The organism is Streptomyces sp. NPDC107562 (assembly GCF_055657325.1).
The window spans coordinates 249,132-265,511 of record NZ_JBVKBE010000006.1 but is presented as its reverse complement, the minus strand read 5'-3'; the positions used below and the strand labels follow the sequence as shown (position 1 = coordinate 265,511).

12 protein-coding genes are annotated in these 16,380 nt (G+C 75.0%); 6 read left to right on the top strand and 6 right to left on the bottom strand.

The features are described from left to right. Positions 1–3 precede the first annotated feature (3 nt). Positions 4–495 (bottom strand): Lrp/AsnC family transcriptional regulator, encoded by a 492-nt coding sequence (locus tag ACZ7LV_RS19610; protein WP_471940798.1) that lies wholly within the window; start codon positions 493–495, stop codon positions 4–6. Between the two features lie 254 nt (positions 496–749). Here ACZ7LV_RS19610 and ACZ7LV_RS19605 point away from each other — a divergent pair, with 254 nt between their 5' ends. Together ACZ7LV_RS19605 and ACZ7LV_RS19600 are read left to right on the top strand one after the other, a co-directional pair. Then, positions 750–2,246 carry an FUSC family protein gene (locus tag ACZ7LV_RS19605; RefSeq protein WP_471940796.1) on the top strand — a complete coding sequence of 499 codons (1,497 nt, stop codon included), beginning with the start codon at positions 750–752 and terminating at the stop codon, positions 2,244–2,246. 112 nt (positions 2,247–2,358) lie between these two features. Continuing rightward, positions 2,359–3,378: a lactonase family protein gene (locus tag ACZ7LV_RS19600; protein ID WP_471940794.1), complete on the top strand. Its 1,020-nt coding sequence runs from the start codon at positions 2,359–2,361 to the stop codon at positions 3,376–3,378. Positions 3,379–3,454: 76 nt separating this feature from the next. Here ACZ7LV_RS19600 and ACZ7LV_RS19595 read toward each other — a convergent pair whose 3' ends face one another. From ACZ7LV_RS19595 to ACZ7LV_RS19580, 4 genes are all read right to left on the bottom strand, one after another. Further along, positions 3,455–4,378: a sirohydrochlorin chelatase gene (locus tag ACZ7LV_RS19595; protein WP_471940793.1), complete on the bottom strand. Its 924-nt coding sequence runs from the start codon at positions 4,376–4,378 to the stop codon at positions 3,455–3,457. Between the two features lie 178 nt (positions 4,379–4,556). Next, positions 4,557–5,564, bottom strand: a complete 1,008-nt coding sequence (locus ACZ7LV_RS19590; protein ID WP_471940791.1) for an N-acetylglucosamine kinase — start codon at positions 5,562–5,564, stop codon at positions 4,557–4,559. After that, positions 5,561–6,238, bottom strand: a complete 678-nt coding sequence (locus tag ACZ7LV_RS19585; protein ID WP_471940790.1) for a uracil-DNA glycosylase — start codon at positions 6,236–6,238, stop codon at positions 5,561–5,563. The genes ACZ7LV_RS19590 and ACZ7LV_RS19585 overlap by 4 nt, the downstream gene beginning before the upstream one ends. 81 nt (positions 6,239–6,319) lie before the next feature. Beyond that, positions 6,320–7,459 (bottom strand): WD40/YVTN/BNR-like repeat-containing protein, encoded by a 1,140-nt coding sequence (locus ACZ7LV_RS19580; RefSeq protein WP_471940789.1) that lies wholly within the window; start codon positions 7,457–7,459, stop codon positions 6,320–6,322. A 191-nt stretch (positions 7,460–7,650) separates the two neighbouring features. Between ACZ7LV_RS19580 and ACZ7LV_RS19575 the strand changes: the two genes are divergently transcribed. Beyond that, positions 7,651–8,235: an Rv1733c family protein gene (locus ACZ7LV_RS19575; protein ID WP_471940787.1), complete on the top strand. Its 585-nt coding sequence runs from the start codon at positions 7,651–7,653 to the stop codon at positions 8,233–8,235. Positions 8,236–8,621: 386 nt separating this feature from the next. Here ACZ7LV_RS19575 and ACZ7LV_RS19570 read toward each other — a convergent pair whose 3' ends face one another. Next, positions 8,622–10,277: a DNA alkylation response protein gene (locus ACZ7LV_RS19570; protein ID WP_471940785.1), complete on the bottom strand. Its 1,656-nt coding sequence runs from the start codon at positions 10,275–10,277 to the stop codon at positions 8,622–8,624. Between the two features lie 76 nt (positions 10,278–10,353). Between ACZ7LV_RS19570 and ACZ7LV_RS19565 the strand changes: the two genes are divergently transcribed. The 3 genes from ACZ7LV_RS19565 (at position 10,354) to ACZ7LV_RS19555 (ending at position 16,321) form a co-directional block, all read left to right on the top strand. Further along, the gene (locus ACZ7LV_RS19565; protein ID WP_471940784.1) at positions 10,354–11,100 is read left to right on the top strand and encodes a PaaX family transcriptional regulator C-terminal domain-containing protein; all 747 of its coding nucleotides are present in this window, start codon (positions 10,354–10,356) and stop codon (positions 11,098–11,100) included. A gap of 168 nt (positions 11,101–11,268) precedes the next feature. Continuing rightward, positions 11,269–11,772: a hypothetical protein gene (locus ACZ7LV_RS19560; RefSeq protein ID WP_471940783.1), complete on the top strand. Its 504-nt coding sequence runs from the start codon at positions 11,269–11,271 to the stop codon at positions 11,770–11,772. Between the two features lie 61 nt (positions 11,773–11,833). Continuing rightward, positions 11,834–16,321, top strand: a complete 4,488-nt coding sequence (locus tag ACZ7LV_RS19555) for an HAD-IC family P-type ATPase (protein ID WP_471940781.1) — start codon at positions 11,834–11,836, stop codon at positions 16,319–16,321. Positions 16,322–16,380 lie beyond the last annotated feature (59 nt).

Genomic DNA, 16,380 nt, shown 5'->3' with positions numbered 1-16,380 from the left:
GGGTCATGATGGCAAGGGTGGTCTGCGGGCCGTCCGCCCGATCGACTCCACCAGCGGCAGCAGCCGGTGCGGGACGCGTTCGCGCAGCGCCACCTCGGTGCGGGTGCGGACCACGCCCGGCATGCTGATCAGCTTCTGGATCACGTCCTCGAGGTGCGCGTTGTCGCGGGCCACCACCCGCGTGAGCAGATCACCCCCGCCCGTGATCGAGAAGGCCTCGACGATCTCCGGTACGGCGGCCAGCGCGTCACCCACCTCGTCGAGGTGGCCCTGCGTGACCTCGACGTGGACGAAGGCGAGCACCGGGTGGCCGAGCGCGGCGGCGGAGAGCGCCGGACCGGTACCGGTGATCACACCGTCGCGCTCCAGCCGGTCCAGGCGGGCCTGGAGGGTGCCGCGGGCGACACCGAGGATGCGGGCGTACTCGCGCACGCTGGTGCGCGGCTGCTCCAGCAGCAGGCGCAGGATGCGGGTGTCCAGCTCGTCCACGGCCATGGTGCCCGGCCTCCTCCGTCGATCATTGCCGACTGTACCAATGGCCCAACCGCCGACTTTCTAGGCCCGCCCTCCGACGTGGGCCGTTGGCCCTGAGGCGACCCGACAGCGGTGGCCGCCCCTGGGCCAATGGCCCAGGGGAGCGCGGCCGACTTGAGCCACTGGCGGGAGAGATGCTGTCATGGGGGAGTCGATGGCGCTGCGGATCTCCGCGGCGCCTTTTTCATGCCGATGCGGAGCAGGGGCGGGAAGCAGTGCTGAAGAGGGTGTTCATGGCGCCGGACCCGGGGCGGGCGCGACTGCGCTTCGCCGGGCGGGCCGTGCTCGGCATCGGCCTCGCGGTCGTGGTCTGCGGGCTCGCCGGTCACTCCCTCGTCGGCGCCGTCACCGGGGGGCTGGCCGCGCTCCTCGCCCTGTTCACCGTCACGGACGCCACCGTGCGCGGGCAGGCCGTCACCACCGCGCTGCTGCCGGCCGTCGGGCTGCCGGTCCTGGCCGCCGCCGCCGTACTGCACGACCGCCCCGTCGCCCGTGACCTCGCCTTCCTCGCCGTGGTCGGCCTCGGCGTGTACGCCCGCCGCTGGGGGCCGCGCGGACACAGCCTCGGCGTGTTCGCCTTCATGACCTTCTTCATCGCGCAGTTCCTGCGGGCCACGCCCGACCGCCTGCCCGAGCTGGCGGCCGCCGTCCTGCTGTCCGTGCTCAGCGCGTCCGCGGTGCGCTTCGGGCTGTGGTGCTACGAGCGCCGGACGCCCCCGGCGACGGCCGTCGCCCCGGCGGGCGGCTCAGGGCTCTCCCGGATCACCACCCGGCAGGCGGTCCAGGCGACCGCCGGCGCCGGCTTCGCGCTCGTCGTGGGCCAGGCCGTGTCGGCGGAGCGCTGGTACTGGGCGGTCGGGGCCACCTGGTGGATCTTCGTCAACACCACGTCGCGCGGCGAGACCCTGGTCCGCGGTTTCCGCCGCGTCCTCGGCACCGTGCTGGGGATCGGTCTCGGCCTGCTGATCGCCGTCCCGCTGGACGGCGCCCCGGTGCCCTCGGCCGTGCTCCTCGCGGCCTGCGTGTTCGGCATCTTCTACACGGCCGCCGTGTCCTACACCTGGATGATGCTCTGCGTCACCGTGCTCGCCGAGCTGCTCTACGGCCTGCTGAACCTGCTCCACCCCGCCCTGCTCGCCGTCCGCCTGGCCGAGACCGGCATCGGGGCGCTGGGTGCCGTGCTGGCCGTGCTGTTCGTGCTGCCGGTCACCACCCACACGGTGAACAACGCCTCGATCCAGCGGGCCCTGCGCTGCGTCCACGCCTGCACCGCCGAGGCCGCCGCCCGTCTCGCGGGCGATCACACCGCCGACCCGGCGCCGCGGGTGGCGGAACTGGAGCAACTCCTCGGCCGGGTCCGGCTGGCCCTGGCACCACTCGTCCACCCGCTCAACCCGATGCGCGGCCGCAAGCGGCGCGCCCGGCAGGTCATCGCCCTGCTGGACGACTGCGCCCGCGAGATCCGCGGCCTCGTCGCCGTCGCCGCCGACCCGGAGGCCTCCCACGACGCCCGCCTGACCGCCGCCTGCTGGCGCGCGCAGGCCGCGGTGGAGGCCCTCACGGACGGTACGGCGGGCAGCGCCGCCTCCCTCGCGCCCGCACCGCACGCGCACGAGGGGGCCCTCGCACACCTGCACGGACTGGAACGCGCCCTGTCCGAACTCGCCGCCCCCCTGCGCGCGCCGTCGGGCTCGCCGCTGGTCGGGGCCTGACGGCCGGACCGCGCGCCCTCTCCGTCCGCCCCGCTCGCGCACCTTGGTCTAGACCGATGGGGATCAGCTGCTAGCGTCGCCCGCGACACCCGGCAATCGAGAGGGGACAGCGGTGGCGAACGGCGGGCGGGCGTTCATCGGGTCGTTCACGGCGGCGGGCGGCCCCGGCGTGGTGACCGCGGCGGTGGACGCCGCGAGCGGTGCTCTGAAGGTGCTGGGCAGCCTGAACGGCGTGCCGGACCCCTCGTACCTCGTCCTTTCGTCCGGCGGGGACACCCTCTACGCGGTCAGTGAGACGACCGACGGCGCGGTCGCGGCCTACCGTGTCACCGGCGCCGTACCCGAACCGGCCGGCCGCCCCGTCCCGGTCGGCGACGGACCCACCCACCTCAGCGTCGTCGCCGGTCACGTGCTGACGGCCAACTACGGCTCCGGCAGCGTCACCGCCGTGCCGCTGCGGCCCGACGGCACCCTCGGCGCCGCCCCGTCCGCCGTGCTGCGGCACTCCGGCTCCGGCCCCCACACCCTGCGTCAGCGGCGCCCGCACGCCCACCAGGTGCAGGGCGACCCGAGCGGACGCTGGGTCGTCAGCGTCGACCTGGGCACGGACTCCGTGCGCGTGTGCACGCTGACGGACGACGGTCTCGCCCTGCACCGGGAGACCGCGCTGCGACCCGGCTCCGGCCCCCGCCACCTGGCCTTCCATCCCGACGGCGACCGCGTCTACGTGCTCAACGAACTGAGCCCGAGCGTCACCGTCTGCCGCTGGGACGCCGCGGACGGTTCGCTGGAGCCGCTGACCGAGACGCCGGTCCTGCGTGGCGCCCCGGCGGGGGACGCCTACCCGTCGGGCATCGTCGCCTCCGCCGACGGCCGCTTCGTGTGGACCGCGACGCGCGGGGAGGACGTGCTGTCGGTGTTCGCGGTCGAGGGGGAGGAGGTACGGCTGACCGGGACCGTTCCGTGCGGAGGCCACTGGCCGCGGGCGATCGCCGTCTCGGGCGGTCACCTGTACGTGGCGAACGAGCGCTCCGGCGACGTGACCTGGTTCGCCCTCGACGCGGACACGGGGCTGCCCGAGCGGGCCGGCTCGGTCGCCGTGCCCGCGGCGTCCTGCGTGGTGTTCGGCTGACCGTCGCCGCCGAAGCCGGGGGCCCGCTCCGACGTCCGGAGCGGGCCCACCATCGGTACGGCTGTCGTGCGCCGGGTCAGCGCACCGGCGCACCCTGCGGCTGCTGCGGGGCGATGCCCAGCGCCGTCGTGTACTTGGCCAGCGCCAGCTTGCCGATCGCCGGGTAGGGGCCGAGCGCCTCGGCGGCGGCGCAGCCCACCTCGGCCGCGGCCTCCTCGACCAGACCCGGGTCGATCTCGGGGCCGATCAGATACGGGGCGAGCGCCAGCTGCTGCGAGCCCGAGGAGCGCAGCTGCTCGGCGACGGACGAGATCGAGCCCTCCTGGTCGAGGGCCGCCGCCATCACCGGCACGGCGAGCCGCGCGGCGAGCAGCATGCCGGTGATACCGGCCGCCTGCACGGCCTCCTCGCCGCCCACGGAGGCCAGGATGATGCCGTCCGCGGCCGTCGCCACGGTGAACAGCCGGGCGCGGTCGGCGCGGGCCAGGCCGGCTTCCGACAGGCGCACGTGCAGCGCCTCGGCGAGCAGCGGGTGCGGGCCGAGGACGTCGGTCAGCTCCGCGGCGATCCGGCTGTCCATCACGGCCTGACGGATGTGGCGCAGCAGCGCGCCGTCCGGGCCGGCGAGCAGCGGCACCACGACGGCGACGGGACCGTCGGGCTCCTTGACGTCCATTCCCGCGGCCCGCGCCTGCTCGTAGCGGGCGGTGCGCTCCTCGGCGGCCTGCGTGAGCACGGCCTGCAGGGTGGGGAACTCCGAGCCGTCCCCGTCGACGTAGCCGATCCGGGCGTCCAGGCCGGGGAGCTCGGAGCGGGCGATGCTCACGACCTCCTCGGCGAGGCCGCGCGTGGCGGCGCTGGGCGTGCCGGGGACCGCGAGGACGAGCGCGGGCGCGCCCTCGGGAGCCGCCAGCGGCTCGGGTCGGCGGTGCCGCCCGGGCTGGCGGGGTCGCGGCATTCGTACTGGCAGGCCGGACGCGGGTCCAGTGGGGGAGCTCATGGCGCCGCATGTTACTGGCTTACTGGGCTCCTCTGTTCGGGGAGGGTGCAGGTGAGCGGTATCCGTCCTGTTTTGTCTGATGAGTTACGTCCGAATGGGGAGTGATCAGCGGGTTTCCCTGCGGCGGGCGGCGGCATGTGCAGGACGAAAGGGGGATGCACGGGGGCAACTCGGAGGATCAGTCCTCCTGCGCGGTCACCACGTACAGCATCTTCTCGTCACGCGGCAGACCGAGCGCTCCCGTCGCCAGGTCGGTCGCGATCCGCACCGCGCCGTGCAGCGGATCACCCTCGGCCGCCACCCGCCGTGCCCGCGGCAGCCGCGTGGACAATTCCTCGTCCAGCGGCGCGAGGAGCGGCGCACCGATCTTGAACAGGCCGCCGGTGAAGGCCACTTGGGGCTCGCCCTCCGCCGGGCAGACGGCGCGTGCGGAGTCGGCCATGTGACCCGCCGCCGCGCGCAGCACCTCCACGGCGACCGGGTCGCCCTCGCGGGCGCAGTCCGCGACCCGGGGGGCGAAGGAGGCCAGGACGGCGGGCCGGTCCGGGCGTGGGTACAGCTTGCCGGGCAGGGCCGGCATCGGGCCGAACAACTCCTCGGCGCACCGCAGCAGTCGGGCCGAGCCGCCCTCCCGTCCGTCGTGCGCCCGCAACGCGGCCTCCAGCCCGGCCCGCCCGATCCAGGCGCCACCGCCGCAGTCGCCCAGCAGATGCCCCCAGCCATCCGCCCTCCGCCAGCGGGTGAGGTCGGTGCCCACGGCGATCAGTCCCGTACCGGCGGCGACGACGGCACCGGGCCGTGACCCCAGCGCGCCCGCGTACGCGGTGACCGCGTCGGCGGCGAGGGCCACCGCCCGGATCCCGCACTCGCGGCGCAGCGCACCGGGCAACTCGGCCCGCAGGGCGTCACCGAGCGTGCCGAATCCCGCGGCGCCGACAGCGGCGGTGCCGAGTGCCGGGAGCCCGGCCTCGGCAGCCGAGGACCGCACCAGGGGCACCAGTTGCTCCATCAGGTGCCCGGCGTCGATGCCCCGGTCACCCGTCCGCACCGGCACCGGGGACTCGCGCACGGCGAGCGGCCCCCGTGCGACGTCCCCGACGACCACACGGAGTCCGGAGCCGCCGGAGTCGACGGCGAGGAAGCCGCCTTCACCGACCGATGCGTCGGCGCGCCGCTCGCCCGTCACGGCAGACGCCAGTCCACCGGCTGACCCCCCTGGCGCATCAGCAGGTCGTTGGCGCGGCTGAACGGGCGTGAGCCGAAGAAGCCGCGGTCGGCCGACATGGGGGAGGGATGCGCGGACTCCACCGAGGGCAGATCGCCGAGCAGCGGGCGCAGATTGCGGGCGTCACGCCCCCAGAGGATCGACACCAGCGGCTTGCCGCGCGCGGCCAGGGCGCGGATGGCCTGTTCGGTGACCTCCTCCCAGCCCTTGCCCCGGTGCGCGGCCGGCCGTCTCGGGGCCGTGGTGAGCGCCCTGTTGAGCAGCAGCACGCCCTGCTCGGTCCACGGGGTCAGATCGCCGTTCGTGGGCTCGGGCAGCCCCAGGTCGGTGTTCAGCTCCCGGTAGATGTTGATCAGACTGCCGGGCAGCGGGCGCACCTCGGGCGCGACGGAGAAGGACAGGCCCACCGCATGGCCCGGAGTCGGATAAGGGTCCTGCCCGACGATCAGGACGCGTACCTCGTCGAAGGGCTGCTGGAAGGCTCGCAGCACATTCTGCCCGGCCGGGAGATAGGTGCGTCCCGCGGCGATCTCCGCGCGCAGGAAGTCACCCATCTCCGCGATCCGTCCGGCCACGGGTTCCAGGGCCTGCGCCCAGCCCGCCTCGACGATTTCATTCAAGGGTCGTGGTGCCACGGCGTCACCCTACTGCCGTACAGGCGGCGGCGATCAACCTATGGCCGACGCGGCACGATCCCGTTCCCCCCGGTCGCCTCATCAGATCGCCGCGGCCCGCACACAGAGCACGTCCGGCAGATGCGACGCCAACTGCCGCCAGCTGTCGCCGTCGTCGGCCGACGCGAAGACCTCGCCGTTGCGGTTGCCGAAGTAGACGCCCGCCGGGTCCGCGTCGTCGGTGCACAGGGCGTCGCGCAGCACGGTGCCGTAGTGGTCCTCCTGGGGGAGGCCCGCCGTCAGCGGTTCCCACGACTTGCCCGCGTCCGCCGTGCGGAAGACCCGGCAGCGCCGGTCCGCGGGCACCCGGTCGGAGTCGGCGGTGATCGGGAAGACGTACGCCGCCTCCGCACGGTGCGGATGGGCCGCGGCGGCGAAACCGAACGTCGACGGCAGGCCCTCACCGATGTCGGTCCAGTGCGCGCCCGCGTCGTCGCTGCGGTAGACGCCCCAGTGGTTCTGCAGATACAGCCGGTCCGGCGTCCCCGCGTCCTGCGTGACCTTGTGCACGCACTGGCCGAACTCGGGGTTCGGATCCGGCAGGAACACCGCCGCGACACCGGAGTTGGAGGGGGCCCAGGTCTCGCCGCCGTCCGTCGTGCGGAACACGCCCGCCGCCGACACCGCGACCGTGACCGCCCTCGGGTCGCGCGGGTCGGTGACCACGGTGTGCAGGCCCTCACCGCCGCCGCCCGGCTCCCACCGGGCCCGCGTGGGGTGCTCCCACAGGGGACGGATCAGTTCGAACGTCTCTCCTCTGTCCCGCGAGCGGTACAACGCGGCGGGTTCCGTGCCCGCGTAGACCACGTCCGGTTCCGCGGCGGCCGGGTGCAACTGCCACACGCGCTCCAGGGAGGCGCCGGTGTCCTTGGGGAACTTCACGGCCGGCTGCGCCGGTTCGGCCCACGTCCGGCCCAGGTCGTCGGAGTGGAACACCGACGGCCCCCAGTGGGCGCTGTCGCCCCCGGCCAGCAGTCGTGGGGTCGTACCGCGCGTGTCGATGGCCACCGAGTAGACGGCCTGGGCGTTGAAGTAGGGGCTTTCGTCGAACTCCCAGGCGCTACCGCGCCGGCGCCCGATGAAGAGGCCTTTTCGTGTACCTACGGCGAGCAGTACTTCGGTCATGCCGATCACCTCCGCGACGTCTTTGTCCCAGACATCGGCCAGTCTGCACCCCAGCACTGACAGTGACCCCCGAAACCCGCTGCGTCGCAGGTCGGCACGGTGTCGCCGGACGGACGCGGGACGTGCGCGGGGTCGGTCGGCCTCCTTGGCCCGGGCGTGGTGGCCCGGGCCGTGAGCAACGGCGGGCCGTGCGCCGTATGGGAGGGCGGCCGGGGGAGGTTCGCGCGCTCACGAGGAGGAAGCCTGCGATGGCGTTCGCTGGTCCGAGGGTGTGGCTGTGGCGCTGGCGGCGGAACCCGCTCAGGCGCCGCTCCGACAGGGTGGAGGCCTGGGTCCTGCTCCTTGGCTGGGCGCTCGGCGTGCCGGGCGGCGTGCTCGTCGGCCTGACGGTGAGCGGGACCGTCGAGGCGGAACTGGCCCGCGAGCGCGTCGAGTGGCGCCCGGTGCAGGCACGGCTGACCCAGCCGGTGCCCGGATCGTCCCTCGCGCGCTCGGGGGTGCCTGGCATCGAACGGGTGTGGGCCGAGGTCCACTGGTCCGCGTCGGACGGTTCCGACCGGCGCGGTCAGGCCAGGGTGCGGTCCGGCAGCCCCGCCGGCGCCCCGGTCACCGTGTGGACCGACCGGCAGGGCCGTCTGGTCGCCGAGCCGACCACCCCGTCCGAGGCCCGCGTCCGGGCCGTCCTGACCGGCGCCTTCGTGGGCGTCGCGGCCGCCGCCCTGCCGCTCGCCGGCGGCCGCCTGCTGCGCGTCCGGCTGGAACGCGAGCGCCTGGAACAGTGGGAGACCGACTGGGCCCGCTTCGACGCACGGTGGCGCCGCAGAGCGAGCTGACACCGGGCCCGCGGCCGGGCCCCGGGCGCGCACTGCGAGGCGGCTGCGGGCCGCGGCGGGCCCGAGCGCGCCCCCGGCCGGCGTGCACATGGACGCGCGGGTCGGGCCCCTGCGGGACCGGCGGGTCGCCGCACCCGACGTCCGGGTCCGGCCCTGGCGGTCCCGTCGTGCCGGAAGGCCGGGTTGCGCAGGCAGTTCCCGTCAGGCTCGACGACGGGACAGGACACCGCCTGCGCCGCTGCCGTGCCGGAAGGCCGGATGGGCACCGGCAGTCCCGTCACGCTCGCCGACCCGGCAGGACACCGCCTGCGCCGCTGCCGTGCCGGAAAGCCGGATGGGCACTGGCAGCCCCGTCACGCTCGCCGACCCGACAGGCCCTGGTCCCCTCACGCCGGAGGCAACCCCCTGTCCAGGATCGCGTCGAGATCCGCCCCCTCGGGCAGCGTGCCGAAGGCGTGCCCCCAGTCGCCGCCGAGCCGCGTCGCGCAGAACGCGTCGGCGACCGCGGGCGGCGCGTGCCGGACCAGCAGCGACCCCTGAAGGGTGAGCGCCATCAGCTCCACCAGCCGCCGGGCGCCCGACGGCGAGCCCTGCGCCAGCGTGTCCTTGAGCCGGGTCACCGCGGCGTCCAGCCGGGCGTCCGCCCCCTGTGCCAGGGCCAGTTCGGCGAACAGGGCCTGTGCCGTGCCCGGTTCGCGGCTCAACGCGCGCAGTACGTCGAGCGCGTTGACGTTCCCCGAGCCCTCCCAGATCGACAGCAGCGGCGCCTCGCGGTAGTGGCGGGGCATGCCCGAGTCCTCCACGTAGCCGTTGCCGCCGAGGCACTCCAGGGCCTCCGCGGTGAAGGCCGGGCCCCGCTTGGTGACCCAGTACTTGCCCACGGCGGTGGCGATCCGGCGGAACGCCGCCTCGTCCGTGTCCCCGCGCACCGCCCGGTCGGCCGCCCCCGCCAGCCGCAGGGTGAGCGTCGTGGCCGCCTCGGACTCCAGCGCCAGGTCGGCCAGCACGTTGCGCATCAGCGGCTGGTCCACCAGGCGCGCCCCGAACGCGCTGCGGTACCGTGCATGGTGCCCCGCCTCCACCAGCGTCTTGCGCATCAGCGTCGCCGAGGCCATCACGCAGTCCAGCCGGGTGCAGTTGACCATCTCGATGATCGTCTTGACGCCCTGTCCCTCGGGGCCGACCAGCCAGGCGACGGTCCCGTCGAACTCGGGCTCGGACGAGGCGTTCGAGCGGTTGCCGAGCTTGTCCTTCAGACGCTGGATGCGGAAGGTGTTGCGGCCGCCGTCGGGCAGCACACGCGGCACCAGGAAGCAGGACAGCCCGTCGGGAGCCTGCGCCAGCACCAGGAACACATCGCACATGGGTGCCGACGTGAACCACTTGTGCCCCCGCAGCGTGTACACGCCGGGCTCGGCGGTCGGCGTGGCGACGGTGGTGTTCGTGCGGACGTCCGAGCCGCCCTGCTTCTCGGTCATCCCCATGCCGGCCAGCAGTCCGCTCTTGTGCGTCGGCACGCCGAGCTCGGGGTCGTACTCACGGCTCGTCAGCAGCGGCTCGTAGACCTTTGCCAGGTCCGGCTGTCGGCGCAGGGCGGGGACGGCGGCGTACGTCATGGACGTCGGGCAGCCGTGTCCCGCCTCGGTGTGCCCCCACACCAACCCGCCCGCCGTACGGGCGACATGGGCTCCTATCCGGTCGTCCGCCCACGGGGCGCCCGCCAGGCCCTCGGCGACCGCGACGCGCATCAGGTGGTGCCAGCTCGGGTGGAAGTCGACCTCGTCGACCCGGTTGCCGTACCGGTCGTGGGTGCGCAGCACCGGCTCGTGCCGGTTGGCCAGCTCACCCCATTCCTGCGCCTCCTCGCTGCCGGCCTGCCGGCCGAGCCGCCGGATGCCGTCCTCGGCCCACCCGGCGCCCTCGCGCCGCAGCCCCTCCAGCAGGGCCCGGTCGTCGGACGCGTCGTACGGGGTCAGGGCGGGGGGCTGGTTGGTGACGACGTGCGTGGCGCCACCGGAGGGACCGTCATGAGTCGAGACCATACGGGCGAGTGTTGCACTCGTGCTGCGGTCGCAGCAATACTGCAACAGCAAAATCCGGCCCGTACAGTACGACCTCATGCGCATCGAGGAGACCGCTCCGCCCGGCGACGCCGCCCTGCGCCCGCTGTCGGCCCGGTCCGTCGTGCTGAGCCTGCTGCTCGGCGCCCATCCGCCGGAGCTCTCGGGGCGCGATCTCGCCCGCGCGGTGGAGCCCTTCGAGGTCGGCGGCTCCACGCTGCGGGCCGCGCTCAGCCGCATGACGGCCGCCGGCGACCTGGTGCGCACCGACACCGGGTACCGGCTGAGCGAGCGGCTCCTGGACCGTCAGCGCCGTCAGGACGACGCCCTGGACCCCCGCACGCGCGCGTGGGACGGCGACTGGGAGATGGCCGTGATCACCGTGACCGGCCGCGGCCCCGCCGAGCGCGCCGATCTGCGCACCCGCCTCGGGGCCCTGCGGCTCGCGGAACTCCGTGAGGGAGTCTGGCTCCGTCCGGCCAACCTGCGCCGTCCCCTGCCCGGCGACCTGGCCGCCGTGCTCCAGCCCTTCACGAGCCGCCCCGCAGGACCCGCGCGCGACCTCGCGGCGGCCCTGTGGCCGCTGGAGACGTGGGCCGCCACGGCGCGCGTACTGCTCGGCCACATCGCGCGCGTGGAGCGTCCCGCCGACCGTCTCACCGCCTACGCGGCCGTCGTGCGCCATCTGCTCACCGACCCCGTGCTGCCGCCCGCGCTCCTGCCCGCCGACTGGACGGGTGCCGCGCTGCGCACCGCCTACGCCGACTACCAGCGTGAGCTGACGGGGGCTGCGCGGCGGGCGTGACGTGACGGTGCGCGCCCCGCACGCGACCGCCTCGACACCTCCTCACATAGAACGACATAAAACGTGATTCATCCGCTTGTCGGACTTTTCGTCATTCGTACGGATGACACCCCGTATCACGGGAACCCGGCCGGGTGAGACATGGATCTGCCAGGGAGCGTGAGTGTCATGGCACCGCAGAAGACTTCGTCCGAGCTCCCGGCACCGCTGCGCGCACCCGTGACGGCGCTGCGCAAGGTGCCCGGGGCAGGGGTGGTGACCAAGGCGGCCGGTGGTGCGCTGGACGCGGTGGGCACCGTGTCGCCGCGCGGTCGCCGTGTCGCCGTGTACACCGGGGCAGGGCTGCTCGGCGTCGCGGGTGTCGTGGAGTGGCCCATCGCCCTCACGGTCGCCGGCGTGGCCTGGCTGACCCAGCCGAAGCCCGGCCACGAGGGCAACGGCGGGGCCACCACGGCGGGCGCCGCCACGAGGACGACCGCCACGAAGACGGCTGCGAAGAAGACGGCCGCCAAGAGGACGGCCGCCAGGACGACGTCCTCCGGGTCGTCCACGGCCAGGCGCTCGACGAGCGGCCGTGGGAGCGGGAAGACGACGACCGCCGGTCGGCGCTCGACGTCGGCGAGCAAGCGCACGACGTCCGGCGGCCGGCGCAAGGCGACCACCGGCGGGTAGGCAACGGCGGGCCGGGGCCCTGTTCCCCCGGCCCGTCTCGGGTACGAGCAGAGGGCGAGACATGGGGCTTTGGTTGCTGACCGGCTCATCGGCGGCCGTCTCCGACATCGTCATGGCCGGTCCGCGCCTTCTGGTGCGTGGCACCGCCCCCGCGGTCGGGGCCGCCGCCGGTGCCGTGGCCGGGACCGCGCGCGCCGGGGTGCGCGGCGCGGAGGCCATGGTGCGGGTCTCACGGGTGGCGCGTGCGGCGCTGCCCGGAGGCGGACGCCACTGGAAGGCCGGCAACCGGGTGCATCTGGCGCTGCGGGCGGCCCCCGACTTCGGACCGGAGGAGTGGGCGGACGGTGCCGCGCCGACGGACTGGGCCGAGGAGACGGACCTGTTCGACGAGGCGGACCGCACGGAACGCGCGCTCCGTGCGAACCAGGACCTGGCGGACCGGGGCCCGGAGCAGGACGAGGCCGGCGAGCAGGGCGCGGCGGGACGCGCCGGCCCTGCCGGGGCCACCACGCGGGCGGCCCGGCGCATGGCCGAGGAACTCGCCGAACACCCGGACGTGCTCTGCGCGTACTGGGACGGCGGGCTGGCCCGGCTGGTCGTGGTCGCGTGCGAGAGCGCCCTGACCGACGGGGTGCTGGACCACGCCAACGACATCGCCGACCGGTACGGACTGGTGCCCGCGGACGTCCCGGTCGAGGAGTTCGCGCACCCCGGCGACCCGGGCGAGGTGCGCACCGTGTCCGCGGCGATCGTGGCCGACGCCGCGGGCATCGTCGTCGCGATCACCGGGTCCATGCTGCGGCTGCCGCCCTCGCCCCGGTTCGTGACCGCCGCCGTCACCCTGCTGCGCGAGAACCCCCGCTTCCGTGGCTTCCTGCGATCCCGGTTCGGCGCCTCCTCCACGGACCTGATCCTGGCGGTGGCCAACGCGGCCGCGCACGGCGTCGGGCAGACCCCTGCCTCCCTCGTGCTGGACGGCGCCCTGCGCTCCCTCCAGCTCGCCGAGGCGCTGGCGCGGGGTGCCGCCTTCGACTCGGTGCACGACCAGGTGGTCGGACCCGGCAGGGACGACGTCGCCGCGCACCGCTTCCCGCGCCCTCCGCTGCGGACCGCTCCGGCGCAGGAGTACGCCATCCACGCCGAGACCGGCAGCCTGGTGGGCGCCGCCGTGACGCTGCTCGTCAAGCACAGCGGCGCCGAAGCGGCCGAGGCGATCCTCGCGGGCTCCCCGAAGGCGGCACGCTACGGCCCCGCCGCCTTCCACGCGGTCCTCGGCTGCGCGCTGGCCCGCACCGGAGTGCTGGTGCGCAACATGGACCGGCTGCGGCAACTGGAGACGGCCGGTACCGTCTTCCTGCATCCGAGCGCCCTGCACAGCGCGGACGGCAGCGCGGACCCGATGGCCGAGGCGGTCCTCGACGCGGCGCGCCGCGCCGGACTGCGCGTCGTGGTCGTCGCCGATCCCGAGCTCGGCGAGTTCGCCGCGCTCGCGGACCACATCGTCCCCGCCGACCGGCCCACCGGCGAGGTGGTGGCCCGGCTACGCGGCCGTGGCGGCGTCATCACCGTGGCCCGTCCGTCCTCCTCGGACGACACCGACGCGTTGGCCGGCCTGCTCGCCGGGGACGTGGCCGTCGCGCTCGCCGACGCGGACGCGGCCGTCGCCTGGGGCGCGGACCTCGTCGCGCCCGGCGGTCTGGGCGACGTGTGGCGGCTTCTCAGCGCGGTGCCCCCGGCCCGCGGGGTCGGCCGGCGCGCCCAGGTCCTGGCCCGCTCCGGCGCGGCCCTGTCCGGACTGCTGGTCGCCGTCGGCGAGTCGGGCAGCGGTACCGGCATCCCGCTGGTCGGTCTGCGGCACGCGCCCGTCGACATCGGTGCCGCGCTCGCGCTGGTGAGCGGCACCCGGGCGGCGATCGGCGTCGCGGTGGCCCGCGCGCCGCACCCGCGGCCCCGGGTGCCCTGGCACGCCCTGAAGGTGAGCGACGTCCGCGCGCGCCTGGAAGGCCGGGCGAACGAGCAGGGAACGGGCGTCGCGTCGGCCGGCGACGGGGTCCGCAAGGCGGCGCGCACCGTCGTACGCGCCCCCGGCATGGCACCGGTGCGCTGGACGCTCGATCTCGGCCGGGCCGTACGCGGCGAACTGGACGACCCGCTGACACCTGTGCTGGCCGTCGGCTCGGCGGCGTCCGCGATCCTCGGCTCCATGGTGGACGCCCTGCTCGTCGTCGGCGCCCTCGACCTGAACGCGCTCGTCGGCGGCGTGCAGCGGCTGCGCGCCGAACGGGCGCTGTCCGGGCTGATCGCCGAGCAGAAGCAGAAGGCCCGCGTCAGCAACGGCGACGCGGGCGGCTCGCACACCGTGGACGCGGGCCGGCTCCACCCCGGCGACGTCATCGAGCTCAAGGGCGACGACGTCGTACCGGCGGACGCGCGCCTGCTGTGGGAGGACGGTCTGGAGGTCGACGAGTCCGCGCTGACCGGCGAGTCCCTTCCCGTGGACAAGCAGACGGAGCCCACGCCGAGGGCCGCCGTCGCCGACCGCCGCTGCATGGTGTTCGAGGGCACGACCGTGGTCGCGGGACAGGCGCGGGCCGTGGTGGTGGAGACGGGCGAGCGTACCGAGGCGGCGCGGGCCGTCCACCTGGCCGCCCGTAAGCCCCCGGCTGCGGGTGTGCAGGCCCGGCTGCAGGAACTCACCGCCAAGGCACTGCCGTTGACGATGGCGGGCGGCGCCGCGGTGACCGGCCTGTCCTTGCTGCGCGGCGCTCCCGTCCGGGAGGCCGTCAGCGGTGGGGTGGCGGTCGCGGTGGCCGCCGTTCCCGAGGGTCTGCCGCTGGTGGCCACGGTGGCGCAGCTGGCGGCCGCCCGTCGGCTGAGCCACCGTGGCGTCCTCGTACGGGCGCCGCGCACCCTGGAGGCCCTCGGCCGGATGGACACGGTCTGCTTCGACAAGACCGGCACCCTCACCGAGAACAAGCTGCGCCTGGTGCGGGTGGCCGACGCCGACAGCGTGACCCGTACGGTCGACGAGGCGGAGGACACCGAGACAATGCGGGTCGCCGTACGGGCCTGTCCCCAGCCGGAGGAGGGCCCCGAGAAGCCGGTGCACGCCACCGACGAGGCCGTGCTGGCCGCTGCCCGGCCCGACCCCGAGTGGGTGCAGACCGAGGGCCGGCCGTTCGAGGCGGGCCGCGGCTACGCCGGAGCCGTGGGCCACGAGGGCGACGGCAGGCGGGTGTTCGTGGTCAAGGGCGCGCCCGAGGTGGTGCTGCCGGCCTGCCGTGACGTCCCCGACGAGGCGTACGACCTGGCCCACGACCTCGCCCGGGACGGACTGCGCGTCCTCGCGGTGGCCCAACGCCCGCTGGCCGACGGGGAGAAGGACGAACAGGTCGGTGAAGAGCCCCTGAAGGGGCTGGAGTTCACCGGGCTGCTCGCGCTGGCGGACGTGCCGCGCGAGTCGTCCACGGCGCTGGTGCACGGACTGCGCGAGGCGGGCGTGCGCCCCGTCATGCTGACCGGCGACCACCCGCAGACCGCGCGGGCGATCGCCGTCGAGCTGGGTTGGCCCGAGGACACCGACGTGGTCACCGGCGACGAACTGGCCGCCGCGGACCGCTCCGAGCGGGCCCGGATGCTGCACGACGTGGGTGTGGTCGCCCGGGTGGCGCCCGAGCAGAAGCTCCAGGTCATCGAGGCGCTCATGGACTCCGGCCGGGTGGTCGGTATGGTCGGCGACGGCGCCAACGACGCCGCCGCCATCCGCGCCGCCGACATCGGCGTCGGCATCAGCGCCCGGGGTTCGGCGGCCGCCCGCAACGCCGCCGACCTGGTCCTCACCAACGGCGACATGACGGTGCTCGTCGAGGCGGTCTCCGAGGGCCGCGCGCTGTGGCACAGCGTCGCCGACGCCGTCGCCATCCTGATCGGCGGGAACGCGGGCGAGGTCGGCTTCGGGATCGTCGGCAGCCTCCTCGGCGGGGCGGCGCCGCTGTCGACCCGTCAGATGCTGCTGGTGAACCTGTTCACGGACCTGTTCCCGGCGATGGCGGTGGCGGTCACACCGCAGAAGGACGTGCGTGAGGAGGCGAGCGCGGGCAGCGGCCCGATGGGCACGTCGCTGCTCGGCACGCCCCTGATGCGGCAGATCCGGCACCGGGCGCTGACCACGTGCCTGGGCGCGGTCACCGCCTGGCTGATCGGCCGCTTCACCCCCGGCACGATCCGCCGCAGCACGACCATGGCCCTGTGCGCCGTGGTCGGTACGCAGCTGGCGCAGACCCTCGCCGACCGCCGCGACAGCCCCCTCGTACGCCTGACCGTCATCGGTTCGGCCGTGGCCCTGGTCGCCGTGGTGCAGACCCCCGGCGTGAGCCAGGCCCTCGGCTGCACGCCTCTCGGCCCGGTCGCCTGGGCGGGCGTCCTGGCGGCCATCGCCCTGGCCGTCGCGGGTCAGCGCGCGCTGCCCCACATCGAGCGGGCGGTCGTGCACCTGAGTGAGGGAGCGCCCGACGGCCTCAAGCAGGCGCTGGCCCGCCTGGGCGCGTGAGGCGAGGCACGGGCCAGGTGCGCGGGGCGTGTTCCTCGGTCTGCTCGGCCCTCGCCGGC